Annotated in this window: 21 protein-coding genes; 7 read left to right on the top strand and 14 right to left on the bottom strand. The window is 63.6% G+C overall.

Features of this window, described 5'->3' with window-relative positions:
• Nucleotides 1-41 precede the first annotated feature (41 nt).
• On the bottom strand, nt 42-806 hold the full coding sequence (locus AC2FME_RS13780; RefSeq protein WP_496800721.1) for a Hint domain-containing protein: 765 nt from the start codon (nt 804-806) through the stop codon (nt 42-44).
• A 191-nt stretch (nt 807-997) separates the two neighbouring features.
• Entirely contained in the window at nt 998-1,645 is a 648-nt protein-coding gene (locus AC2FME_RS13785) for a sulfotransferase family 2 domain-containing protein (protein ID WP_496678384.1), read from the bottom strand.
• Between the two features lie 131 nt (nt 1,646-1,776).
• Between AC2FME_RS13785 and AC2FME_RS13790 the strand changes: the two genes are divergently transcribed.
• The gene (locus AC2FME_RS13790) at nt 1,777-2,793 is read left to right on the top strand and encodes a hypothetical protein (RefSeq protein ID WP_496800722.1); all 1,017 of its coding nucleotides are present in this window, start codon (nt 1,777-1,779) and stop codon (nt 2,791-2,793) included.
• 4 nt (nt 2,794-2,797) lie between these two features.
• Here the strand turns inward: AC2FME_RS13790 and upp are convergent, their stop codons facing one another.
• From upp to AC2FME_RS13820, 6 genes are all read right to left on the bottom strand, one after another.
• Complete coding sequence (upp, locus tag AC2FME_RS13795; protein WP_490361960.1) at nt 2,798-3,430, bottom strand: uracil phosphoribosyltransferase; 633 nt, start codon at nt 3,428-3,430, stop codon at nt 2,798-2,800.
• Nucleotides 3,427-4,413 (bottom strand): adenosine deaminase, encoded by a 987-nt coding sequence (locus tag AC2FME_RS13800; protein WP_496800723.1) that lies wholly within the window; start codon nt 4,411-4,413, stop codon nt 3,427-3,429. Before AC2FME_RS13800 ends, upp begins: the two co-directional genes overlap by 4 nt.
• Nucleotides 4,410-5,621: a phosphopentomutase gene (locus AC2FME_RS13805; RefSeq protein WP_496800724.1), complete on the bottom strand. Its 1,212-nt coding sequence runs from the start codon at nt 5,619-5,621 to the stop codon at nt 4,410-4,412. Before AC2FME_RS13805 ends, AC2FME_RS13800 begins: the two co-directional genes overlap by 4 nt.
• Complete coding sequence (locus tag AC2FME_RS13810; protein WP_496800725.1) at nt 5,618-6,925, bottom strand: thymidine phosphorylase; 1,308 nt, start codon at nt 6,923-6,925, stop codon at nt 5,618-5,620. The genes AC2FME_RS13805 and AC2FME_RS13810 overlap by 4 nt, the downstream gene beginning before the upstream one ends.
• 11 nt (nt 6,926-6,936) lie before the next feature.
• Entirely contained in the window at nt 6,937-7,320 is a 384-nt protein-coding gene (locus AC2FME_RS13815) for a cytidine deaminase (protein WP_496800726.1), read from the bottom strand.
• Between the two features lie 106 nt (nt 7,321-7,426).
• Complete coding sequence (locus AC2FME_RS13820) at nt 7,427-8,512, bottom strand: cupin domain-containing protein (protein WP_496800727.1); 1,086 nt, start codon at nt 8,510-8,512, stop codon at nt 7,427-7,429.
• 144 nt (nt 8,513-8,656) lie between these two features.
• Here AC2FME_RS13820 and AC2FME_RS13825 point away from each other — a divergent pair, with 144 nt between their 5' ends.
• From AC2FME_RS13825 to AC2FME_RS13840, 4 genes are all read left to right on the top strand, one after another.
• Nucleotides 8,657-10,930, top strand: coding sequence for an NADP-dependent malic enzyme (locus tag AC2FME_RS13825; RefSeq protein ID WP_496800728.1), 2,274 nt, complete (start codon nt 8,657-8,659; stop codon nt 10,928-10,930).
• Nucleotides 10,931-10,976: 46 nt separating this feature from the next.
• Nucleotides 10,977-11,366 (top strand): GFA family protein, encoded by a 390-nt coding sequence (locus tag AC2FME_RS13830; RefSeq protein WP_496800729.1) that lies wholly within the window; start codon nt 10,977-10,979, stop codon nt 11,364-11,366.
• A gap of 228 nt (nt 11,367-11,594) precedes the next feature.
• Nucleotides 11,595-13,484 (top strand): propionate-CoA ligase PrpE, encoded by a 1,890-nt coding sequence (prpE, locus tag AC2FME_RS13835; RefSeq protein WP_496800730.1) that lies wholly within the window; start codon nt 11,595-11,597, stop codon nt 13,482-13,484.
• A 90-nt stretch (nt 13,485-13,574) separates the two neighbouring features.
• Nucleotides 13,575-15,023, top strand: a complete 1,449-nt coding sequence (locus tag AC2FME_RS13840; protein WP_496800731.1) for an amidase family protein — start codon at nt 13,575-13,577, stop codon at nt 15,021-15,023.
• 256 nt (nt 15,024-15,279) lie between these two features.
• On the opposite strand, the gene AC2FME_RS13845 is transcribed toward AC2FME_RS13840, so the two are convergent.
• Nucleotides 15,280-16,041 carry an NAD kinase gene (locus AC2FME_RS13845; RefSeq protein ID WP_496800732.1) on the bottom strand — a complete coding sequence of 254 codons (762 nt, stop codon included), beginning with the start codon at nt 16,039-16,041 and terminating at the stop codon, nt 15,280-15,282.
• A 169-nt stretch (nt 16,042-16,210) separates the two neighbouring features.
• On the opposite strand from AC2FME_RS13845, the gene glyA reads away from it, so the two are divergent.
• Nucleotides 16,211-17,506: a serine hydroxymethyltransferase gene (gene glyA / locus AC2FME_RS13850; protein WP_496800733.1), complete on the top strand. Its 1,296-nt coding sequence runs from the start codon at nt 16,211-16,213 to the stop codon at nt 17,504-17,506.
• Nucleotides 17,507-17,572: 66 nt separating this feature from the next.
• Here the strand turns inward: glyA and AC2FME_RS13855 are convergent, their stop codons facing one another.
• Nucleotides 17,573-17,947: a hypothetical protein gene (locus tag AC2FME_RS13855; RefSeq protein WP_496678406.1), complete on the bottom strand. Its 375-nt coding sequence runs from the start codon at nt 17,945-17,947 to the stop codon at nt 17,573-17,575.
• 47 nt (nt 17,948-17,994) lie between these two features.
• Here AC2FME_RS13855 and AC2FME_RS13860 point away from each other — a divergent pair, with 47 nt between their 5' ends.
• A complete protein-coding gene (locus AC2FME_RS13860) occupies nt 17,995-18,795 on the top strand; it encodes an alpha/beta fold hydrolase (protein ID WP_496712685.1) in 801 nt (266 codons plus the stop codon).
• A gap of 12 nt (nt 18,796-18,807) precedes the next feature.
• Here AC2FME_RS13860 and AC2FME_RS13865 read toward each other — a convergent pair whose 3' ends face one another.
• From AC2FME_RS13865 to AC2FME_RS13880, 4 genes are all read right to left on the bottom strand, one after another.
• On the bottom strand, nt 18,808-18,984 hold the full coding sequence (locus AC2FME_RS13865) for a hypothetical protein (protein ID WP_496712686.1): 177 nt from the start codon (nt 18,982-18,984) through the stop codon (nt 18,808-18,810).
• A 93-nt stretch (nt 18,985-19,077) separates the two neighbouring features.
• Nucleotides 19,078-20,418: an HlyD family type I secretion periplasmic adaptor subunit gene (locus tag AC2FME_RS13870; RefSeq protein ID WP_496687347.1), complete on the bottom strand. Its 1,341-nt coding sequence runs from the start codon at nt 20,416-20,418 to the stop codon at nt 19,078-19,080.
• A 13-nt stretch (nt 20,419-20,431) separates the two neighbouring features.
• The gene (locus AC2FME_RS13875) at nt 20,432-22,270 is read right to left on the bottom strand and encodes a type I secretion system permease/ATPase (RefSeq protein ID WP_496800742.1); all 1,839 of its coding nucleotides are present in this window, start codon (nt 22,268-22,270) and stop codon (nt 20,432-20,434) included.
• A 482-nt stretch (nt 22,271-22,752) separates the two neighbouring features.
• On the bottom strand, nt 22,753-24,714 hold the full coding sequence (locus AC2FME_RS13880; protein WP_496800734.1) for a type I secretion protein: 1,962 nt from the start codon (nt 24,712-24,714) through the stop codon (nt 22,753-22,755).
• Nucleotides 24,715-24,723 lie beyond the last annotated feature (9 nt).

Genomic DNA, 24,723 nt, shown 5'->3' on the forward strand with positions numbered 1-24,723 from the left:
CGCGTGGTTGAACGCGCCAGCCGCCCGCTGGCTCGACCGGGTCAGCTCTGCCAGTCGGCGCGCAACAGCAGGACCGGCTGTCTGGGCCGCCCCGGGCGTCCGGGGCGCCGCTCGCCCCGGAGGGGTCTGACCGGAACCACCGGCGCCCCGGGAACCGCAACAGCCGAAGCCGACACCGGGCAGGCCAGCGCTGACAGATCGCGCGCCGCCGCGACGGACGCTACCAGTGCCGCGCCACTCTCTGCATCCAGAACCGGGTAACCGCTTTGCCCCGCTACACGCCCTCTGCCCCCGATACGGCAGGCCGGGAAATAGGCCCTCAGACCGCCTTCGATGCAAATGATCTCGTCCTGATCGAAAAACAATGTAGTCACCGGGAAACGGGTGGCCGGCATCGCCGAACCAAAGGCAAAAGACCCGCTGAGCAACCGCGCGGCGACGATGGCGCTGTCCGTCGGCGGCGCATCCAGCCAGGACGCGGCGACGGCAATCCCCTGCTCGGGCATGAGCCAGACCGGCCGCTTGTTGTAAGCCGCGCCGGCCGGCACCCGGACCGGCAGGAAGTCCGGACGGGTTTCATCAGCCGGCACCGAAATCAGGTCTTGTGACACCCGCCGCACGGGCTGGAACCCGTTGTCCGCCGTGCGTACCGGATCTCCGGGTTTCAGCGCCTCGACGGGCACCCACCCGCCATAGGTCAGAACCCGCGTTCCATGCACCAACCCTCCGCGCCGCACCGAAACAGCCTTGCGCGTCGTTGTTGCAACCCCTTTTTCAAAGGACATCTCGTCCGCTGAAACACTCACTACTTCAAACATGCGCCGCCCCCCTTTCTGGCACCTGTCAACTGAAACAGGTGTAGCACGGCAGGCCAAGCGACGCCTCATTTCTGCCTTTTTTCCGCCGGCTTTACGCCATCACACCGAGCATCAGGCCAAGTTTCAGGAACAGTTCCGCCAACAGCCCCGCCGTTGAACGTAAATGGGAAACAGTTACCTTATTCGAAGTGATACCCGAATCTCTCGATATCTTCTGAACAGGCCTCGGCCACGGCATCGCGGGTCTGGGCGCAATAATAGTCCCGATAGTCTGCCGATCGGTTCGACGGGTTTGCATGCGGCAGACAGAATTCAAACCCAAGATGATCGAACAAGGGGCAGGCATCTTCGTGGAAATGCTCGAGCCGAACATAAGCCTTGCACAGATCCTGCCCCTTGGCGGTGGTGACGTAGCTACGCGCCGGGTTCTGCCGGAACGATCGGCGGATGTCCGGGTGCTGTACGAAACCAGCGAAATCCAGCGTCCGGGCCAAGCCGACTGCCGGGTGCGAAAACGTCTGTGTGCGCAGCCAGTGATAGTAGCTGACCATCCGATCCCAGGGGTTGCGCACCAGAGTAAAGATGAACATGGCGGGCATTAGGTCGGGCGGTACAAGCCCCTCGATATCGGACAGACGCGCGTGTTTCCACAGGCGGCCCGCGGTCACAAGCGACTGCTGACGCCGCCGTCGCCGTTGCGCCTTGGGCGTGTCTCCCACCAGAATGTCGTCCTTCATCGCACGCGCCTCGAGCGCAAGCGCCAGCGACGTTCCCCCGGTTTTCGGGATATGAATGAAGATGAAAGACCGCCCTGTCGATAGGATCACCCTGGCCCCTTTGGTATTCTGGTACTTTCAAGTGGTTCAGTGGAACATGCCCGGCACCGGTTGTGCAACAGGTTTGCGCCGTTCGGTCCGAACGTGATAGGACTTGGCCAAACCATAACGAGCAGCCCACCGTGAAGACGGCATTCAAACAATACCAACGGATCGAAGCCACCGGTCTGTGGCGCCCGTCGCCGGACGAACAACGGCGCGAGGTCGTGGTGTCGATCGGCGAAGCGACACTGACGATTTCCGACTTCAACGACCGACCGCTGACCCATTGGTCTCTGGCCGCATTGGAGCGCCAGAACCCCGGCGTCTTTCCGGCCATCTACAACCCCGACGGCGACCCGGGCGAGACGCTGGAGCTCGACCAGTCGGAAACGACCATGATCGAGGCCATCGACAAGCTGCAGCGTGCCATCGAACGTGCCCGTCCCCACCCCGGACGCCTGCGCTGGGCCAGCGTCGGCGGCGTCGCGGCCGCGGTGGTGGCGCTGCTTGTTTTCTGGTTACCGGGCGCGCTGCAATCCCATGTCGTGAGCGTTCTGCCGCAGATCAAGCGCCAGGAAATCGGCGAGATGGTCCTGCGCCGGATCGAACGCGTTTCGGGTCGGGCCTGCAACACGCGCGACGCGCAGGCGTCGCTGCGGGCGCTTGCGCAGCGGACCGGGGTGCGCCGGGTCGTGATCTTGCCCGCGGGCGTGCAAGACAGCCTAGGCCTGCCCGGTGGCATCGTGCTGCTGAACCGGGCGCTTGTCGAAGATTACGAGGACCCGGCCGTCGCCGCGGGATACATAATCGCTGAGCGCGCCCGAGCCGCACAGCAGGACCCTCTGGACGAACTGCTGGACCGGACGGGCAGCGCCGCCGCGTTTCACCTGTTGACCACCGGCGGGCTGACGACCGGGCAGATCGACGCCTATTCCGAGCAGGTCCTGTCGGACCCGCGCCCGGAAATCGCGGATGAAACCCTGCTGCAGAGCTTTGCCCAGGCCCGACTGCCTTCGACGCCTTATGCCTATGCGCGCGACATCACCGGCGAAACGGTTCTGCCCCTGATCGAGGCCGACCCGATGGCAACTGAGCCTCTAGACCAGGTCCTGCCCGACCGCGACTGGGTGCGGCTGCAGAACATCTGCAGCGACTAGGCGCCTATTTCGTGCCGAACATCCGGTCGCCGGCATCGCCGAGGCCGGGCATGATGTAGCCCTTGGAATTCAGCTCGCGGTCCAGCGCGGCGGTCACGATTTTGACATCGGGATGTGCCTCTTTCATGCGCGCCACACCTTCGGGGGCGGCCAACAGGCACAGGAACCGGATGTCGGTGGCGCCGGCCTGTTTCAGCAGGTCAACCGCCGCGGCCGAGCTGTTACCCGTGGCCAGCATCGGGTCAACCGCGATCACCAGCCGGTCTTTCAGCCCCTCGGGAACCTTGAAATAGTACTGCACCGGCTGCAGCGTTTCTTCATCGCGATACAGGCCCACAAATCCGACCCGGGCCGAGGGCACCAATTCCAGAACGCCGTCCAGCATCCCGTTGCCCGCACGCAGGATCGACACCAGCGCCAGCTTCTTGCCCGCCAGGATTGGCGCGTCCATCTCCTCCATCGGGGTCTCGATGTTGCGCGTGGTCAGCGGCAGATCGCGGGTCACCTCATAGGCCAGCAGCAGCGTGATCTCGCGCAGCAGTTGCCGGAACGAGGCGGTCGAGGTGCCCTTGTCCCGCATGAGCGTCAGTTTGTGCTGAACCAGTGGGTGGTCGACGACGGTCAGATGTTCGCTCATGTGTTCTCCAGTCTTTTTCTAACCCTTGCGCGGGTCTCTTCATCGCAGAATGCGGCGTTCAGGGCGGTGTCGTTCAGCGCGGCGAAATCCTCGGCGTCCCAGCCGAAGGCCTGGGCCAGCATCTCATATTCGCGGCGCATGTTGGTATGAAAAAACGGCGGGTCATCGGTGGAAACCGTGACCTTCACGCCCGCCTCGCGCAGCCGCGCGATCGGATGGGTCGCGAAATCCGGGTACAAGCCCAGCACCACGTTCGAGCCCGGGCAGACCTCGAGCGTAACGCCCCGGTCGGCCAGTTCATGCACCAGATCGGGGTCTTCGATAGCTCGCACGCCGTGGCCCACCCGTTCGACCCCCAGCGCGCGTACGGCATCGCGCACGCTTTCGGGGCCGCCGAATTCGCCGGCATGGGTGGTCAGGCGCAATCCGGCCTCGCGCGCGCAGTCGAAGGCCCATTTGAAATCGGCCTGCTGGCCCATGGCCTCGTTCCCGCCCATGCCGAACCCGGTGATCCAGTCGCCCGCGGTTTCGGCGGCGCACAGCGCGCTGCGCTTGGCCTTGTCGGGCCCGAAATGGCGCACGCAAGTCACCACACCGCGCAGAGTGATGTCGAACTTGCGCTCGGCCTCGTCGGCGGCATCCTGAATGGCGGCCAGATAGTCGCGCCAGGCATGCAGATCGCCCCCGCCGCAGAAATCGGGGCTGAGGAAGGTTTCGGAATAGACCACCCCGTTCGCCGCGCTTTCTTCCAGGATCGCCAGCGTCAGGCGGCGGAAATCCTCGGGCGTTTTCAAGACTTCGCAGGCGGCCTCGTAGACGCTGAGGAAATGCGCGAAATCACGGAAGTCATAGCTGCCGTCAGGCTTGAAGATTCCGCTCAGGTCAACCTTCTTTTCATGCGCCAGCTGGCGGATGAAGCCGGGCGGAGCCGCGCCTTCGTGATGCAGGTGCAGTTCGATCTTGGGCAGGTCTGCGACGGTCATAGAAAGGTCCTTCCCGGCCCTTGCGCCGGAATGCTCAGGTGATGTGCGATGCTGGCGGCCACGTCGGCGAAATTGACCTGCCCGATCTGTCCGCCCCCCTGGCCGGCGATCAGCACCGGCACCTGTTCGCGGGTGTGGTCGGTGCCGACCCAGCTGGGGTCATTGCCGTGGTCGGCGGTCAGCAGAAACAGGTCGCCCGGGCGCAGCCGGGGCAGGATACGCCCGATCTCGGCGTCGAACCATTCCAAAGCGCGGGCATAGCCCGAGATGTCGCGCCGGTGGCCGTACTGGCTGTCAAACTCGACGAAATTTGCGAATGTCAGGCTGCCGTCCTCGGCGCTGTCCACGAGGCGCGACAGGTGACCCATCAGATCGGCGTCCGAGCCCTTGTCCAGCGTGTCGATCCCCTGCATCGAGAAGATGTCACCGATCTTGCCCACGCCATGCACATTGCGCCCGGCATCCTGCGCCCAGTTGGTCAGCACCGGTGCGGGCGGCGTGATGGCAAAATCCTTGCGGTTGGTGGTGCGGACAAACCCCTGTTCGGGCGATCCCACGAAGGGGCGGGCGATCACCCGGCCCACCTTCATCTTGTGCAGAATGGGGGCGAGGGTCCGGCACATCTGGTACAGGCGCTCCAACCCGAAAGTCTCCTCATGCGCAGCAATCTGGAACACACTGTCGGCCGAGGTATAGCAGATCGGCCAGCCGGTGCGCATGTGTTCCGCGCCCAGTTCGGCGATGATCGTGGTGCCCGAGGCATGGCAATTGCCCAGAATGCCCTCGGTTCCGGCGGCCTGTGCGGCGGCGCGGGTCAGATCCTTAGGGAACGCGGGAACCGTGTCGGGGAAATAGTGCCAGTCCCACGGCACCGGCAGCCCGGCCAGTTCCCAATGGCCCGAAGGTGTGTCCTTGCCCGGCGAATGCTCGCGCGCGCAGCCCCACAGGCCGGTCGGGTCGGCCTCCAACCCCGGCGCATCCGCGCCCGAAGCCAGTCGCACCGCCGCCCCAAGCCCCAGCGCATCGAGGTTGGGCAGGCGCAACGGCCCGGACCGGCCATCCTCGGCCCGCCCTTCGGCGCAGGCCTGCGCGATATGGGCCACCGTATTGGCGCCCGTGTCCGGCACGTCGCCATTGAAGAACCGGTCGGCATCCGGCGCGCCGCCGATGCCCACCGAGTCCATCACCACAAGGAACGCGCGCCTCATGCAAGGATCCTTTCCTGTACGAGCTCCGGCACCGGAACGGCCGCCGGGCCGATGGTGATTGCGGCGCGCACGGTTTGCGCGGCCCGCTGTGCGGCATCCTCGCGCGCGGCATGGACCACGGCCAACGGCGTTCCGGCCGAGACCTTGTCGCCCAGCCGCACCAGCGCCGACAGGCCCACCGCCGGGTCGATCACGTCGCTTTCCACCTGCCGGCCACCGCCCAACGCCACGACCGCAAGGCCCAGCGCCTCGCCATCCATCGCGGTGACATAGCCTTCGTCCTGCGCCGTCACCTCGAGGATCACGCTGGCCTCGGGCAGATAGCGCGTCCAGTCCTCGACCAGGCCCAGCGGTCCGCCCACAGCGGCCATCATCCGGCCGAACCGCTCGGCTGCGCGGCCATCGCGGATCACCTCGGCGATCATGTCCCGCCCGGCCTGCGCGTCGGCGACCATACCAGCGTCAGACAGCAGAACACCGCCCAGCTCGGCCGAAATCTCGGCCAGAGGCGAGGGCTCCCCACCGGTCAGCACCTTCATCACTTCGGCGATTTCCAAGGCGTTGCCCAGCGCGGGCGCCAGCGGCTGATTCATGTCAGTGATCAGGGCCGAGGTCCGGCACCCGGCCGCATTGGCCGTTTCGGTCAGGGCCTGCGCCAGCATGCGCGCCTCGTCCAGCGTTTTCATGAAGGCCCCGCTGCCAACCTTGACGTCCAGCACCAGCGCATCGGGGCTGGCCGCTAGTTTCTTGGACAGGATCGAGGCCGTGATCAGATCGAGGCTTTCGACCGTGGCGGTGACGTCGCGTATGGCATAGAGCCGCTTGTCCGCCGGGGCGATCTGGGCGGTCGCGCCGACGATGGCGGCACCGGTCTCGGCCAAAATCTGGGCCAACCGGTCCTGGCCGATCTGGGTCGACACGCCGGGGATCGCCTCGAGCTTGTCGAGCGTCCCGCCGGTATGGCCCAGACCGCGGCCCGAGATCATCGGCACATAGGCTCCGCATTCCGCCAGCGCCGGGGCCAGCACGAGGCTGACGCAATCCCCCACACCGCCGGTCGAATGCTTGTCGATCACCGGACCGTCCAGATCCCAGGTCAGAACTTCACCGCTGTCCCGCATGGCCAGCGTCAGCGCGGCGCGGCCCTCGGGACCCAGCCCGCCCATGCAGACGGCCATAGCAAAGGCTCCGGCCTGGGCGTCGCTGACGCTTCCATCGGCCAGACCTTGGGCAAACCACGCCAGTTCGCCGGCATCCGGCACCTCGCGGCGGCGTAGTTTCGCGATGATCGAACGGGCGTCCATGGGCGCGGCCCTTAAATGAACGAAGCGTCGAAAGCGCCGGGCAGCAGCTCGCCGATGGTCGTGCGGGTCTCAACCCCATCCACCGTCGCCATGGTGACCACCACGTCCTTGTCCCCGAACTCGGCCAGTTTCTGCCGGCACCCGCCGCAGGGCGGCACCGGTTGCGGGCTCGAGGCCACGACATAGACCTCGGCCAGCTTGTTTTCTCCGGCGGCGACCATCGCGGCGATCGCCCCGGCCTCGGCGCAGGTGCCTTCAGGATAGGCCACGTTTTCCACGTTGCAGCCCGCGAACACCGCACCCGACGGGGTGCGGACCGCGGCGCCCACTTTGAAATTCGAGTAGGGCGCATAGGCGTTTTCACGCACCTTGAGGGCTGCTTCTTTCAACGACATGGCGATTCCCCGATTTTTTGATCAACTGGTCAGAATGCCATACCCTACTGGAAATCCGCCGGGGAATTGAAGCCCCATCTGCACGGAATGTCGGCGCGCCCGCGCGTCAGCCCAGATCGGTCTTGAAATACCCCGGCAGCGTCACTTCAAGCAGTTCGACATCGTCGCTCGGATCGGCCAGCCGCGTGCGCATTCCGGGTGGGATGACAAAGGCGTCGCCCTGCTCCAGGCGATAGGGTTCGCGGCCTTCACCTTCCAAGGTGACGGCCCCATTCATCACGAAGGTAAAGTGGATATCGGCATCATGGCTGGCCCAGACCGGGTCGCCCTGCCCCCGGCGCACCACCTGAACGCCTGCCACGCCCTTGGTGTTTTCGGCAATCGTCGTGTCGCGGCATTGATAGCCCGGCAGGCGGAATGGCTGCCACTCTGCCCCTTCGGCCCGGTTGTAGACGAACCGCTGCCCCTGCCATTCCCGCTCGGGGCGGTAATGCGGCGTGGGCAGTTGCATGTCGTGGTCGATCTCGGTGACATGCTCGGCCGGAACGCCGATTTCGATTACCTGCACGTTGTCCGACGCTTCGAGTACGCGGTGCCGGATCTCAGGCGGCTGGATGAAACAATCACCGGCGGTCAGGCGCATCTTGTCGCCCTGATCTTCGTAGACGACATCGACCCAGCCGTGGATGCAGAAGATGAGCTGGAACCCGACCTTGTGGAAATGGACCATGTCCGGGACCGGGCCGCCGTCGGGAATGCGGATGTGGCTGGCAATGATCGACCCGCCCAGCCGGTCGGGCACCAGATCGCGGTAATGCATGCCCGCGCGCCCGATGATCCAGGGCGCCTGATCCTTGAGCCTGCGGACGACGAAGGAATGAACCGTCTCGGGCATCACCAGGGGCGGGTTGCGCTCCTCGATCTCGATGCGGGTGCCGTTGGGGGCGACCAGGCTGCGCTGACCGCCGGCGAACCCGTCCGGGTCTTCGGTGAGGATACGCAAGGTGCCCGGCGCCTCGGGCGCGTCCTTTTCCACACGCAGGCGCAGTCCATGCCCGGAAAACACCGCAACCCGAGGGTCATCCGCCGGATAGATCATGTCCATCCGCATGCCCAAAACCTTGGTGTAGAACGGAATGTCGTCTCGCAACTCTTGGGTCGGAATGCGGAATTCGGCTATGGTGTCGGTCATGCTGGTCTCCTCTGCGCGGGACAGTGGGGGGCGTTTCGGAAATTTGCAAGCCAGGGTCGAACCGGCCGACACGCGAATTCGTGGTTTCCCCTGCGTAAGAAATAGTTTAACACTAAACTAAATTCCAAAACGGGAAGTTTTGACATGTCCGACAAACCCAGCCTGCGCCAGGCCGCACTTGATTACCACGCGCATCCGAAGCCTGGGAAACTGGAGGTCAAGGCGACCAAACCCATGGCCAACGGCCGCGACCTCGCGCGCGCCTACTCACCCGGCGTGGCCGAGGCCAGCCTGGAGATCAAAAACGACCCGACGACAGCCGAGATGTACACCGCGCGCGGCAATCTTGTGGCCGTCGTCTCGAACGGCACTGCGGTGCTGGGGCTGGGCAATATCGGCGCGCTGGCCTCCAAGCCGGTGATGGAGGGCAAGGCCGTCCTGTTCAAGAAATTCGCCGGCATCGACTGTTTCGACATCGAGTTGAACGAACCCGATCCCGAGAAACTGGCCGATATCGTCTGCGCGCTGGAGCCTACCTTCGGCGCTATCAACCTCGAAGACATCAAGGCGCCCGACTGCTTTATCGTCGAGAAACTGTGCCGCGAGCGGATGAACATTCCTGTCTTCCACGACGACCAGCACGGCACCGCCATCGTGGTGGGGGCCGCTGCGCGCAACGCGCTGCACGTAGCCGGCAAGCGGTTCGAGGATATCAAGGTGGTTTCCACCGGCGGCGGCGCGGCGGGGATCGCTTGCCTGAACATGCTGGTCAAGCTGGGGGTCAAGCGCGAGAACATCTGGTTGTGCGACATTCACGGGCTGGTCTATGAAGGCCGGGACGAGGACATGAACCCGCACAAGGACCAATTCGCCCAAAAGACCGACCTGCGCACGCTGGATCAGGTGATCGACGGCGCCGACCTGTTTCTGGGCCTCAGCGGGCCGAACGTGCTGAAGCCACAGATGGTCGCGCGCATGGCCAAACAGCCGATCATCTTTGCGCTGGCGAACCCGTCCCCGGAGATCTTGCCCGATGCCGCGCGCGAAGTAGCCCCCGACGCCATCATCGCCACCGGGCGCAGCGATTTCCCGAACCAGGTGAACAACGTCCTGTGTTTCCCGTTCATCTTCCGCGGCGCGCTGGACGTGGGCGCGACCGAGATCAACGATGCCATGCAGATCGCTTGCGTCGAAGGCATCGCCGAAATGGCACGCGCCACCACCAGCGCCGAGGCCGCAGCCGCCTACAAGGGCGAGCAGTTGACCTTTGGCCCCGACTACTTGATCCCCAAGCCATTCGATCCGCGGCTGGTGGGCGTGGTGTCCTCGGCTGTGGCCCGCGCCGCGATGGAAAGCGGCGTGGCCAGGCGCCCGATCGCAGACCTCGAAGCCTACAAGGAGCGCCTGAACCAGACCGTGTTCAAATCGGCCCTGCTGATGCGGCCGGTGTTCGAGGCCGCCAAGGCCGCCTCGCGCCGCATCGTCTTTGCCGAGGGCGAGGACGAGCGCGTGCTGCGCGCCGCCCAGGCCATTCTGGAGGAAACCACCGAAACGCCCATTCTGATCGGTCGCCCCGAGGTGATCGAGGCCCGCTGCGAAAAGCTGGGGCTGTCCATACGCCCCGGTCAGGATTGCCAGATCGTGAACCCGGAAAACGACCCGCGGTACTATGACTACTGGAACTCTTATCACCAGATCATGCAGCGCCGCGGCGTGACGCCCGACCTGGCCAAGGCCATCATGCGCACCAACACCACCGCCATCGGCGCCATCATGGTGCATCGCGGCGAGGCAGACAGCCTGATCTGCGGCACCTTCGGCGAGTATCGCTGGCACCTGAACTATGTCGGACAGGTTCTGGGCGATGGCGATCTGCGCCCGCATGGCGCGCTGTCGCTGATGATCCTCGAAGACGGGCCTCTATTCATCGCCGATACCCATGTGCATCAACTGCCTTCCCCGGCGGAATTGGCCGAGATCTCGATCGGCGCGGCGCGGCATGCGCGGCGCTTTGGGGTTGAACCCAAGATCGCCTTCTGCTCGCAATCGCAATTCGGCAATCAGGCCGAGGGTTCGGGAAAACGCCTGCGCGAAGCGATCGCGATATTGGACAGCAAGCCCCGGGATTTCATCTATGAAGGCGAAATGAACCTGGACGTGGCCCTGGACCCCGAGTTGCGCGAGCGTATTTTCCCCAACTCGCGCCTGGAGGGGGCTGCCAACGTTCTGATCTTTGCCCATGCGGACGCGGCCAGCGGTGTGCGCAATATTCTGAAGATGAAGGCCGACGGCATCGAGGTCGGCCCCATCCTGATGGGCATGGGCAACAAGGCGCATATCGTAACACCCTCGATCACCGCACGCGGGCTGCTGAACATGGCGGCAATTGCCGGAACACCCGTCGCGCATTACGGTTGAACACGGCGGCCCGACCGGTCTGGCCGCCCCGCCGAGGGAGGTCATCATGAAAGGTCACTGCCATTGTGGCGCCGTGCGATGGGCCAGCGATGCCGAGATCGCGTGGGGCTGCTACTGTCATTGCGCGGATTGTCGCCGTAACTGCGCTGCCCCGGTTACGGCGTTCATCGGGTTGCCCCATGGTTCTGTAACGTGGTCGGGGGATGCGCCGCGCGTATACAGATCGTCCGAGGATGTCGAACGCCTGTTCTGCGGCACCTGCGGCACACCGATGGCATATCGCAATGCCCGAGACCGGGCGAACATTCACCTCTATACCGCCACCTTGGAAAACCCCGAAGATGCCGCACCCCGCTTTCACGTTTTTCACGCCGAGCATCTGCACTGGCTGAACATCGAGGACAGCCTGCCCCGATTTGCCGGAACGGCGACCTGATCCGAATCTGACGGACGCGCGTTTGCACCCAGGGGTTTGCTGATTTGCAACAACAGAAAAATGCCCCACTCAAGGGGTTAATATTCTGTATATTTGCAAAAATTTGCAGACCTTTTGGCACGCTTCTGCAAAGATTTCGCGATAAACTGACGCGCCGTCATGCGCGCCGCTTGCTCGGCTGGACACAGGCGCCTAACACATTCCCCAAGACTGTCTGGAGGAGGACAAATGGCGTATCAGGACGTATACGAGAGCTGGAAAAAAGATCCCGAAGCATTCTGGATGCAGGCGGCCGAAGGCATCGACTGGATCGAGAAACCCAGCAAGGCCCTGTTTGACGACAACGCGCCGCTGTATGAATGGTTCTGCGATGCCAAGGTGAATACCTGCTGGAACGCCGTGGACCGCCACGTGGAAAACGGTCGGGGCGAGCAGACCGCCATCATCTATGACAGCCCGATCACCCACACCAAGCGCGAGATCTCCTACATGGAGCTGCGCAATCGCGTGGCGACCCTCGCCGGCGCGCTGCGGGCCAAGGGGGTCGAAAAGGGCGACCGCGTCATCATCTACATGCCGATGATCCCCGAGGCGCTCGAGGCGATGCTGGCGTGTGCGCGGCTGGGAGCGGTGCATTCGGTGGTCTTTGGCGGGTTTGCCAGCAACGAACTGGCGGTGCGGATCGACGACGCCAAACCCAAGGCGATCATCGCGGCGTCGTGCGGGCTGGAACCCGGTCGCGTGGTGCAATACAAGCCGCTGCTGGACGGCGCCATTGAGATGGCCAGCCACAAGCCGGAGTTCTGCGTGATCTTTCAGCGCGAACAGGAAGTGGCCAAGCTGGTCGAGGGGCGCGACTTCAACTGGCACGGCTTCCAGTACGGCGTTGAGCCGGCCGAATGTGTCCCGGTTGAAGGCAATGATCCGGCCTACATCCTATACACCTCGGGCACCACCGGCGCGCCCAAGGGCGTCGTACGACCCACGGCCGGGCACCTTGTGGCGCTGAACTGGACGATGAAGAACATCTACAACGTCGATCCCGGCGATGTGTTCTGGGCGGCCTCGGACGTGGGCTGGGTCGTGGGGCATTCCTACATCTGCTATGGCCCGCTGATCCACGGCAACACCACCATCGTGTTCGAGGGCAAGCCCGTCGGCACCCCCGATGCGGGCACCTTCTGGCGGGTGATTTCCGAGCACAAGGTCAAAAGCTTTTTCACCGCCCCAACGGCGATCCGCGCGGTCAAGCGCGAGGACCCCAAGGGCGAAATGCTGGCGAAATACGACCTGTCCTGCCTCAAGGCCCTGTTCCTGGCCGGTGAACGCGCCGACCCCGATACGATCACTTGGGCGCAGGACGCGTTGAAGGTTCCGGTCGTCGACCATTGGTGGCAGACCGAAACCGGCTGGACCATCGCCGGCAACCCGCTGGGGATCGAGGAACTGCCGATCAAGCTGGGCTCGCCCGCCAAGCCGATGCCCGGCTATGACGTGCAGATCCTCGACGAAGGCGGCCACCCGATGAAACCGGGCGAGCTGGGCGCGATCGCGGTCAAGCTGCCGCTGCCCCCGGGGACGCTGCCAACCCTGTGGAATGCCGAGGAGCGGTTCAGGAAATCCTATCTTGAGCACTTCCCGGGTTACTACGAAACCGGCGATGCCGGGATGATCGACGAGGACGGTTACCTTTATATCATGGCGCGCACCGATGACGTGATCAACGTGGCAGGACACCGCCTGTCCACCGGCGCGATGGAGGAGGTTCTGGCCGCCCATCCCGACGTGGCTGAATGCGCGGTCATCGGCGTATCGGATGATTTGAAGGGGCAGGCACCGGTCGGCTTCCTGTGCCTGAACGCCGGATGCAAGCGTGACAATGCCGAGATCGCGCAAGAGGTCGTGCAGATGGTGCGCGACAAGATCGGCCCCGTCGCCGCCTTCAAGAAAGCCGTTGTGGTGGACCGCCTGCCCAAGACCCGCTCGGGCAAGATCCTACGCGGAACGATGGTGGCGATCGCCGATGGCAAGGACTACAAGATGCCTGCCACAATCGACGACCCGGCCATTCTGGACGAAATCACCGAAGCCCTGAAATCAATCGGTTACGCCCAGTAACCGGGCATCGGGCGGCCTTGGGCCGCCCGCCCTGCCCTGCGGGCTTGCAACCTTTGGCAGACCGCCTACTGTGCCCTTGACGGAGGGCATATGGCAAATGACGACATCTGGCGCCTGAGCGCCACCGAACTGGCAGACCGCACCCGTTCCGGGGACCTGAGCGCAACTGAGGCTGTACAAGGCGCGATCGACCGGATGCACGCGCTGAACCCGGCGTTGAATGCCGTCGTCGAAGACCTTAGCACCGAGGCGCAGGAGCGCGCCCGGACGCTGGACGCCGCGCGGGCGCGCGGCGAACCGACCGGCCCTCTGCACGGCGTTCCCGTCACGATCAAAGTCAATATCGACCAAAAAGGCCATGCCACGACCAATGGTGTGGCCGCTCTGAAAGATGTGATTGCCCCCGACGATGCGCCCGTCGTGTCGAACCTGCTGAAGGCCGGCGCGGTGGTGATCGGCCGGACCAACACGCCCGAGTTTTCATTCCGCGCCGATACCGACAACCCGCTGTATGGGCGCACGCACAACCCCTGGGGCCGACATATCTCGGCCGGCGGCTCCTCGGGCGGGGCCGGCGTGGCTGTGATGACCGGCATGGGTGCCCTGGCGCATGGCAACGATATCGGCGGCAGCCTGCGGTTCCCGGCCGCGGCCGTTGGCGCGGTGACGGTCAAGCCGGGCCTTGGCCGCGTCCCAGCATGGAACCCAAGCCAAACCGCCGAACGCGGTCTGCTGGCGCAACTGATGTCGGTGCAAGGACTGATCACCCGCAGCACAACTGACCTGCACCTGGCAATGCCCAGCCTGATCGCTTCGGATCCGCGCGATCCGTTTCACGTTCCGCTGCCATGGCGCATGGCCGAGCCTGACCAGCAGCCGAGGGTGGCTTTCACCAAGAACACTTTTGGTTACGATCTCCACCCCGAGGTCGACAAGGCGCTGAACACGGCCCGCGATGCACTGGTTGATGCTGGGTACACCGTTGATGAGATCGACCCTCCGAACGTTTTCGAATGCGGACGGCTCGGGTATCGCGCCTTGATGGGCGAGGTTCTGACCCTGATGAAAGCCGATGTCGAGGCGGCCGGATCCGAGACCATCCAACGCATCTTTGCCACCTACTTCCAGGAATTTCCCCCGATCACGGGCCGGGACCTGATCCGAGCACTGGCGCAGCGCAGCCACCATGCGCGGGAATGGGCGCTGTTCATGGAGGACTATCCGCTGGTGCTGTCGCCCTTCCTACCGCAACCCTTTTTCAGACCCGACCGTGATACGGAAGGCTCGGAAGGCGTGCACGAAGTGCTGGGCTGCGCGGTCTATTCCTATGCGATGAACTTTTTGGGCCTTCCGGCCGCCAGCGTGCCGGCACGGCTGGCCGAATTGCCGAGCGGCCCGCAACCCATCAATGTTCAAATCGCAGCCCGCCGCTGGCGCGAGGATCTGGCCGTTGACGCCGCCGCCGCGATCGAGGCGCGCGTGGGCCGGATGTGCGAAACTCTGTGGGGCCGCATGGACCCGACCAATCATGCCGGCTGACACCAAAAAAATAGACCCCGGGGTATTGTGCCCGGGGCCCGCCTACTTAAATAAGCCCGGATTTTTGATGACGAGCGTAGCACCACCCACTCTCGCCAGCGCATAATCTGCGCAATCATTCGAAAACACCATTTTCAGGCGGCCACTCACTTCCACCTTGGCGCGTTCTCCGGGCAAATTGAGAGTATCACATTGATCTGCCGCGTCCTGTGAACTGCATCACACAAGCGGGCCAAATCTCTGTTTTCCCATGCCTTCAGGTGAATTGCTCGGAAATCAGGCGTTCCTCCAGCCCGTGGCCCGGATCGAACAGAATGCGATGCCGCACCTTGGGCTCGGAGCGGATCTCGACCCAGTCGATATCCGGGAACGAGATCGAATCGGCATCGGCCATGACCGGGCGCTTGTCGGACTCGAGCACGTCGAACCGGACATGCGCCGTTTTCGGCAGCAGCGCCCCCCGCCACCGGCGCGGCCGGAAGGCTGCGATCGCTGTCAGGGCCAGAACGTCCGAACCGATCGGCAGGATCGGCCCATGCGCCGAATAGTTGTAGGCAGTGGACCCGGCGGGCGTGGACAGCAGTGCTCCATCGCACACCAGTTCGGCCAGGCGCAGACGCCCATCGACGCTGATCCGCAGGCGTGCGGCCTGCGGTCCGGCCCGCAGCAGTGATACTTCGTTGATCGCAAGGGCCTCGTGCAGCTTGCCGGACTGGTCCATCGCGCGCATGGCCAGAGGATTGATCACCTCTTCCTCGGCGGCGGCAAGACGGTCCAGCAGATTGGCGTCGTCATATTCATTCATCAAGAAACCGATGGTTCCGCGGTTCATGCCATAGACCGGCACGTCCAGATGCTGCGTATTGTGCAGCGTGCGCAGCATGAACCCGTCCCCGCCCAGCGCCACGATGACATCCGCGTCCCGTGGCGCGGCGTTGCCGTAACGGTCCACCAGCGTGCTGCGCGCAGTTTGTGCGACATCCGCGTCGCTGGCGAGAAAAGCGATTCTCTTTGTCATGTTCTGTTGGTTTCCGGTGCTGCGCATTTGGTTCCGAAACAAACATACCTTTCCCTCTTAGGCCAGACTTGACGCCGCAGATGGCCAATTCGTCGCTTTAAAGTCTTTTTCATTTGCGCGGTTTCCTATAGGAAATCCGCCAAACCAACCTCAGCCATGCGGAGCGCCCATGAACGCCAACCTTCGTGATAACGGTTTCTTCACCCAGCCTCTTGCCGAGCGCGACCCCGAACTGTACGGCGCGATCCGGTCTGAATTGGGCCGTCAGCGCGACGAGATCGAACTGATCGCCTCGGAAAACATCGTCTCGGCCGCCGTGATGGAGGCGCAGGGCTCGGTGATGACCAACAAATATGCCGAAGGCTATCCCGGCCGTCGCTACTATGGCGGCTGCCAGTTCGTCGACATCGCCGAGAACCTGGCCATCGACCGGGCCAAGCAATTGTTCGGCTGCGAATTCGCCAATGTTCAACCGAATTCGGGGTCGCAGGCCAATCAGGGCGTCTTCCAGGCGCTGCTGCAACCTGGCGACACCATCCTGGGCATGAGCCTGGATGCCGGCGGCCACCTGACCCATGGTGCCAAGCCCAACCAGTCGGGCAAGTGGTTCAACGCGGTGCAATACGGCGTGCGCAAGCAGGACAACATGCTGGACTATGACCAGGTCGAGGCGCTTGCGAAAGAACACCAGCCCAAGCTGATCATCGCCGGCGGCTCGGCCATTCCGCGCCAGATCGACTTTGCCCGCATGCGTCAGATTGCCGACATGGTCGGCGCCTACCTGCATGTGGATATGGCGCATTTCGCGGGCTTGGTGGCAGCAGGCGAACACCCGTCGCCCTTCCCGCACGCGCATGTGGCCACGACCACCACGCACAAAACCCTGCGCGGCCCCCGCGGCGGCATGATCCTGACCAATGACGAAACGATCGCCAAGAAGGTGAACTCGGCCATCTTCCCCGGCATTCAGGGCGGCCCGTTGATGCATGTGATCGCGGCCAAGGCCGTCGCCTTTGGCGAAGCGCTGCGTCCGGAATTCAAAGACTACATCAAGCAGGTGATCACCAACGCGCAGGCGCTGTCGGATCAGCTGATCAAGGGCGGTCTGGACACGGTGACCCACGGCACCGACACCCATGTGGTGCTGGTCGACCTGCGCCCCAAGGGCGTCAAGGGCAACGCGACCGAAAAGGCATTGGGCCGCGCGCACATCACCTGCAACAAGAACGGCGTGCCGTTCGACCCCGAAAAACCGACCGTGACCAGCGGGATCCGACTGGGTTCACCTGCCGGCACAACACGCGGTTTTGGCGAGCCGGAGTTTCGTCAGATCGCCGACTGGATCATCGAGGTGGTCGACGGGCTAGCCGTCAACGGCGAGGACGGCAACGATGCGGTCGAGGCCAAAGTCAAGGCCCAGGTGGCCGAGCTGTGCGCCCGGTTCCCGATCTATCCCAACCTCTGAGTTCGTCAGCGACCCTGACCTGAAATGGCGCCCCGCTGGGCGCCATTTTTCGTGGCGATGTCCGCGTTAGATCAGGCCGCGCCACAGCAGAAAGACCAGCACCAGAACGGCAAGTGCCAAAAGGTTGAACGACAACGCCCCAAGGGTGTCCAGAAACCAGCCCCAGCGGCGATCGGCCAGGCTGATCGAGCGCAGATGTGCCTGGACTTCGTGCGCGGCTTTTTCCAGCCGAGGCGTGTCCAGGATCAGGCGCAACCGGGGGTGCGCGGCCATCGGTTCGGCGCGGGCCAGTTCCATCGCCTGTTTGTAGACGCGACGCGGCAGTCGCCGTTTTGCGCGCCGCACCGACTCGGCCAGCGTCTTGCCCCGGGTGCCCAGCTTTTTCCGCAGCAGGGCGATGGTCTGGGCGATCAGGGTTTGAATTTCGGTTTCCTGCGACATCCGCGCCTCCTGAGCCGACAATCTAGCCTTGCCGATGCGGCGCGACAATGGGGCTGGCTGTCGGGTTTGGCTGGCGGTATCAGTACGCCATGTTGAACACGATCATACATGGCGACCCGACATCGCTCCCGCCCCTGCTGATTGCCCACGGCCTGTACGGATCGGCCCGGAACTGGGGGGTTATTGCCCGAAGACTGGCCGACGAACGGCAGGTCGTGGCCGTGGACATGCGCAACCACGCCTACAGCAAATGGGATGACCGGCACGACTATCAGGCCCTGGCCGACGATCTGGCCGAGGTCATCGACAACCTAGGCGGGCGGGCAGACGTGCTGGGGCACTCGATGGGGGGCAAGGCGGCCATGACCTTGGCCCTGACCCATGGCGCACGGGTCAACAAGCTGGTGGTGGCCGACATCGCGCCGGTGACCTACGGCCACAGCCAGATGCCCTATATCGAAGCGATGCGCGCCGTGGACATGGCGCAGGTCCATCGGCGGGCGGATGCCGAACGGCTGTTGGCCGAACAGGGCGTCGAAAAGGCCCTGCAAAGCTTTTTCACGCAGTCACTGGACGTGGCCGGTAAACGCTGGCGGCTGAACCTGGACGTGCTGGCAAAAGAAATGCCCAGAATCATGGGCTTTCCGGATATTGACGCAGTTTGGGATGGCCCGGCGCTGTTCCTGTCGGGCGCCGAGTCGGACTATGTCCGGCCGGAACACCGCAACACGATCAGGTCGCTGTTCCCCAACACCCGTTTCGCCAAGATACCCGGTGCGGGACACTGGTTGCACGCCGAGAAACCCAGAGAGTTCGAAGCCGCCGTCAGGACGTTTCTCAACGCCTGACAACCGCCTAGGTCAATACAGCTTCCTGGCCACGGGCCACGACGCGGGCGCAGCCGCCACCGCGCCGATGGCGGCACCGGCAAGAATCGTCTGAACCGAGACGAAACCGGCCACCAGAACCGCAATGACCGCCGACCCCGCCAGCGCGGTGGCAATCAGCGAATACAGCAGGAACGCAAGCCGCAACATGTGTCACCACCCTTTGTGAACGATCAGGCCGATCATGACACATTCAGAAAACGGAAACCGTGATCTGGAACAAGATCCCAAAAGCGCGGCCCATCATTGTTCGCGGAAGGCGCGTGACATGCTGTCGACCACCGGCTTGGCAATGTAGGAGGCAAAGGTGCGTTCCTCGGTCTGGATCATGATCTCGGCCGGCATGCCCGGTGTCGGGACAAACCCACGGATCCGATCCAACTCCTCGGGCGGCAACGAGACCCGCGCCAGATAGACTTCCTTGGGAATGCCGCCGGCCTCTTCCAGAACCGCATCCGCCGAAACATAGAAGACCTCGCCGGTCAGAACAGGCGTGGTGCGCTGGTTCAACGCGACAAGCCGCACGGTCGCGGTTTGGCCCGTCGTAACGCTGTCGATGTCGGTGCGGGGAATCTGGGCCTCGATGATCAGGGGCGCATCCGCGGGCAGGATTTCGGCGATCGGCTCACCGGTTTCGATCACGCCGCCCGGCGTGTGATAGTGCAGACGCACGACCGTACCGTCCACCGGCGCCCGTACAACCGCGCGCGCAAGGACGCTGCTGGCCTGCCGGGATTTTTCGCGCACGCTTTCAAGGTCGGCCTCGACAACGCTGAGCTCGTCCAGGGCAGCCTCGCGATAGGCCGACCGGGTCCGGGCGATCTGTTCGGTGTATTTCAGCAGCATCTGGTCGATTTCCGACGCCTCGGACTGCAGCCGGGCCAACTGGCCGTCCGCCTCGGCTTGAACGCGCCGGATCGTGTTCAGTTCACCTTTTCGGACCAGGCCCTTTTCATACAGCGACTTCTTGGTCTCGTATTCTTCCTGAAGGATGTCGCGGCGGCGTTCCATGCTTTCAAGTTGCGCACGGAACCCGCTGACCCGGATCTTCAGCGCCTCGATGTTGCGTTCAAGCAGTGCGATGTCGTTCAGTAAGGTCTTGCGCGACACCTCGAAGCTGAGGCGCTGGTTGTCGAGGATCGTCATCACCTCGACATCGTCCGACGCTTCGATCAGCTCGTGCGAGAATACCAGCTTCTCGCGCTCTCCATATTCGGCCAGCAGACGGTCGACCATCGCCTGCAGGCGCATCTTGCGCACATAGAGCTCGCGCTGATTTGCCTCGGCCGAGGTCTGGTCAAGGGTCATCAACACCTGACCGGCCTTCACTGTCTGACCTTCGGACACAAGTATGTCCTCGATGATTCCTCCTTCCAGGTGCTGAACGATCTTGTTGCGCCCGGTCGCCACAAAACTGCCCTGGGCGATGACCGCCGCCGCCAGTGGCGCACTGAACGCCCAGACGCCAAATCCGCCGAAACAGGTGACCAGAAGGATCATTCCCAATACGATCAGTCGGCTGATGGATCTGGGAACCTCGGCATACCAAAGTGTCGGATCATCGATCTTCGCGATTTCGTTCATCGTTGCCCCCCTGTCAGCCTTTCAACTCGGGCTGCTTTCGCGACCCGGCCAATTGCTGCAACACCTGTTCGCGCTGCCCGAACAGCGCCACGCGCCCGTCGGTCAGCAGCATGATCTTGTCCACCACGTTCAACAGCGCAGGTTTTTGCGTGATCACGACAACGGTGATCTTGTTGGACCGGGCCTGTTCGATGGCCCGCGCCAGCGCCTTGTCGCCCGCCACGTCCAGGTTCGAGTTCGGCTCGTCCAGAACCACCAGCCTTGGGTTGCCGAAGAACGCACGCGCCAGGGCGATGCGTTGTTTCTGCCCGCCCGACAGCGGCGAGCCATCGGCCGCGACCACAGTCTCATAGCCCTGCGGCAGCGTTGCGATCATGTTGTGCACATCGGCCAGAACCGCGGCGTCGTGGATCTGTTCATCGGTGGCATCCGCACGCATACGGCCGATATTGTCCTTGATCGTTCCCGGAAACAGCTGAACGTCCTGAGGCAGGTACCCGATGCTTTCGCCGAACTGGCGCGGATCCCAGTTGCGGATGTCCATCAGGTCCAGGCGCACGCTGCCCGAGGTCGGAAGAATCGACCCCACCAGCGTCTTGCCCAGCGTCGTCTTGCCCGCGCCCGAATTGCCGATGATCGCCAGCGTCTCGCCGGGGTTGAGCGAACAGTTGATCCCGTTCAGTACCACCCGCTTGGTTCCGCCGGGCACATACAAAAGCCTTTCCACATCCAGGCGGCCCTCGGGGCGCGGCAGGCGCAGTTTTTCGAACTGCAGTGCCGAATTGGCCAACAGGTTTCGGATCCGGCCATAGGCGCCTCGGGTCAACAGGAAGGTGTTCCAGCCCTCGATTGAGCCTTCGATCGGGGCAAATGCCCGCCCCGCGATGATCGAGGCCGCGATGACCATGCCCCCGGTGATTTCGCCCTGCAGCGCCAGAAAGGCACCCCAGCCCAGTATGCCGATCTGGGTCAACAGGCGTACGGTGCGCGAAATGGCGGCAAAGATCACGTTGCGATCCTGCGCGCGCACCTGCCATGTCAGCGACGACGCCGTGTCGCGGCCCCAGATGCGCACCGCTTCGGGGATCATGGCCAAGGCGTTGATGATCTGGCTGTTCCGGGCCATCGAGTCCAGGTGCTGGTTCGCCATGGACTGCGCCTTATTGGCTTCGGCGAAGGGTTTTGCCGTCATTCTCTGGTTAATCAGCGCGATCGTCATCAGGATCAGCGCCGTGACCACCACGATCATTCCCAGTTCGGGGTGGACAAGAAAGATCATCAGAATGAACAGCGGCGCGAACGGCACGTCCAGAAACGAGATCAAGGTTCCCGATACCAGAAAGCCCCGCAACTGCTGAAGATCACCAAGGGTCTGGTATTCGCGCCCGGTCCCGTGCAGCGAAGCATGAGCCGCCGCACTCAGAATCGGTGCCCCCAGACGGGCCGCGACCTCGACCCCCGTGCGCATCAGCATGAACCGGCGCACGGCGTCGAAAGCCGATTGGAAGATGACCGCGCCGGCAACGATCGCCGTCAGCATGATCAACGTGTCCAGCGACCGGCTGGTCAGGACCCGGTCGCTGATCTGGAACAGATAGATCGGGATCGCCAGGATCAGGATGTTTGTCGCGCAGGTCAGGACCAACACGAAGGCAAGGTTGCGCCAGATGGCGCGCATCGACGTCTGCAACGTGCGCTGAAAATCCTGCGGCGGTGTCCGTTTGTGGAAGGTCTGGGGTGGCCCTTTGCCTTCGCCGCCGCCGGTTCCGGTGCGCAGCAGCGGCTTGTTGGCCTCGCCTTCGATCGTGGTGCCCATGCGCTCCGTTTCACCAGACTGGGTCGAGGGGGTCATTCGCGCAGTCGGTGCCTGGACACGGTGCGGATCGGGGCCGTCGGCATCGGCCACCCCAGCGTCATCTCCGGCGGTTACAGCCGCAGGAGACGACAGGTTGCGCCGAGGGGAAGGACCGGCGCGGTGTTTGTCTTGCGCAACCCTGCCGGCATCGGTCCGGGTCGCCTGATCGGTTTTCCGGGTGGTTTCCCCACCGGACTTGCTGGCCGCTCGGGGCTCTTTTTTCGCGGCCGCGTCACCTTCGGAGACGCCGCCGCTCCCAGGTGCCAGGTCGCCTGTGACACGCATTTCTTTTCCCAATCTCAGACAGGACATCGGAGCGGGTTCCTTGCGGCTTTTGTCGGGCACTCTGTCAGCCGGTTTGAGGGTCAGGGGCCGACCACCTCCTGACCTGTCGAGCGGGCTGGCATATCGGGGACGGCACGATGAAAATACAATCGACATGAACTGAACTTCCGGTCACTCGCTACAAAAAAGGCAAATCAGGCCAGCATGGTCTGCAGGCCATCATGAGAATTCAGTACCTCCGTCGGCGTCAGGTCCGGCCCGGTCACGGCGCCAGCGCCCGCTGCCGCCGTCATCGCGTCATCCATCAGAATGGCGATCGCCTCGTTGGCCAGGGCCGGGCTGATCTGGTCGTCGGGCGTGTCGATCAGGCTGGCCTGATGCAGCAACAGATCGGAATAGGCGCCGCCAGCGGCCATGACGGTCGAGTCGACGCCCAGCTTGTTGATATTGGCCGCGTTCAACATGGCATTTGACCCGGCAATGACTTCGGTGCTGGCCGCATGCGGCCCGGACAGGAAAACATCGTCTTGATCGGCCAGCATCGTGACCTGCTGGACGATATTCAATTGCATCAGGTCGCCGTCGATCTTCAGCACGCGCATCTGTTCCATGCCGGCGAACATCGGATCGTTCAGCAGTGCGTCCTCGAGCGCGGTCATGTCCATCTTGTCCATGGCCAACGCATTGGCCAGGCCCAAGTCCAGCGCCTGCTGGGTATCCTGCCCCTGCCCCGTGACCGAGGCCTGGTTCATCAACAGGTTGCCATCCGCGCCTGCGGACGCGCCTTCCGCCAGCCCGCCCGAGACGATGTCGTCATCCACCAGCGCCAGCGTCTGGAACAGCATGTCGACCGAGACCATGTCGCCACCGATCATGATCAGGTCATAGAAGCTGCCCAGTTGCACCACATCGGCCACGTTGACCATCTGGTTGGCCCCCAGGGCGTACATTGTCGAAGACGCTGAAATGTCGGCCTGGATGTGGTCGATGTCGGTGGCGTCGATGACCTGTTTAAAGAAGTTCGCAACCACCAGGTCGCCGTGAATCCAGTCGACCGTCATCTGTGCCGGCTGGCTACCGGTGCCCGCGGCCGAGGTGGTTCCGGCCAGCCAGGGCGCCGGGTTGGACTGCGTGTCGATCTGTGACGACTGGACAACCATCGTGCCCGAGCCCCCGCCCGGCGTGCCGACATCCATGTCGGACACAAGCGCGACCTGGCTGATTGCCGTCAGGCTGACCGCCTGACCTCCGACTGCGATGAAGGGCGCATCCACCCATCCCACGGTCAATGCGACCTCGTTGATGGCCAGGTTTCCACCGGCGACGACAGTGTGGCCGTCGTCGAACTCGGGATCTTTCGACTGGTCCCACTCGGCGGGAACGGCCACAGAGAGCGGCAATTCATCTGACGTCTCGTCGGGCTGGTGATAGGCCGGCAAAAGATCGCTCCAGACGGGTGCCTCGGCCACGTGTTGCCCATTTACGATGACGCCCAGCGCGTCGTCTCCGTGGAACTGATGAACCGTGGCGCCTTCGACATGTGTGCCGGGCGGCGCTTGCATCTGGGCGGCCAGGTCCTGGACATATTCCGCAGATGCATAGTCGGAAATCGCAAAAGACGGCGCGGCCAGCGCATGCAGCGACAGCGCGGTGTCGAGCGCGGCCTCGGCCTGAGCAGTCATCAGCCCCACATCGCGAAAATCACCGACACCAACGGTGTCGTTGTCGCTCAGGACGATGGTCTGGAACGTGTAGGTCACCGCCGAGCCAATCACTTCGCTTGTCAGCTCGGGCCGCAGCACGATGTATTCCGGGCCACTGCCCGCCAGTTCCGAGTCCGGCAGAATGCGACCGGGCGCGGGCGGGGTACCGATGGTGATCTCGGTCTTGATCGAGGGGCCATCCGGCGCCGGCGGCAGTTGCGGGTCGGCCGGAGGAGCGGGAAAGCGGAACGGCAGCGCATCGTAATCCCTGGGCGCCAGTTCGAGTTCGGCCTTGATCTGGATCCGCGTCGGGTCTTCCAGTTCATCAAGGTCCACCTTCCGCCGCAGCGCGGTAAATTCGTCGTATTGGTCGCGCAGGCGGGCCTGTTCAATGGTCAGTTCAAAGGTTCCGATGAAATGGGCAATTGTTTCAGTAATGCTGTCTAGTGACATCTGAATGTT

The sequence above is a fragment of the Ruegeria sp. BHSC026 genome, from assembly GCF_059613065.1.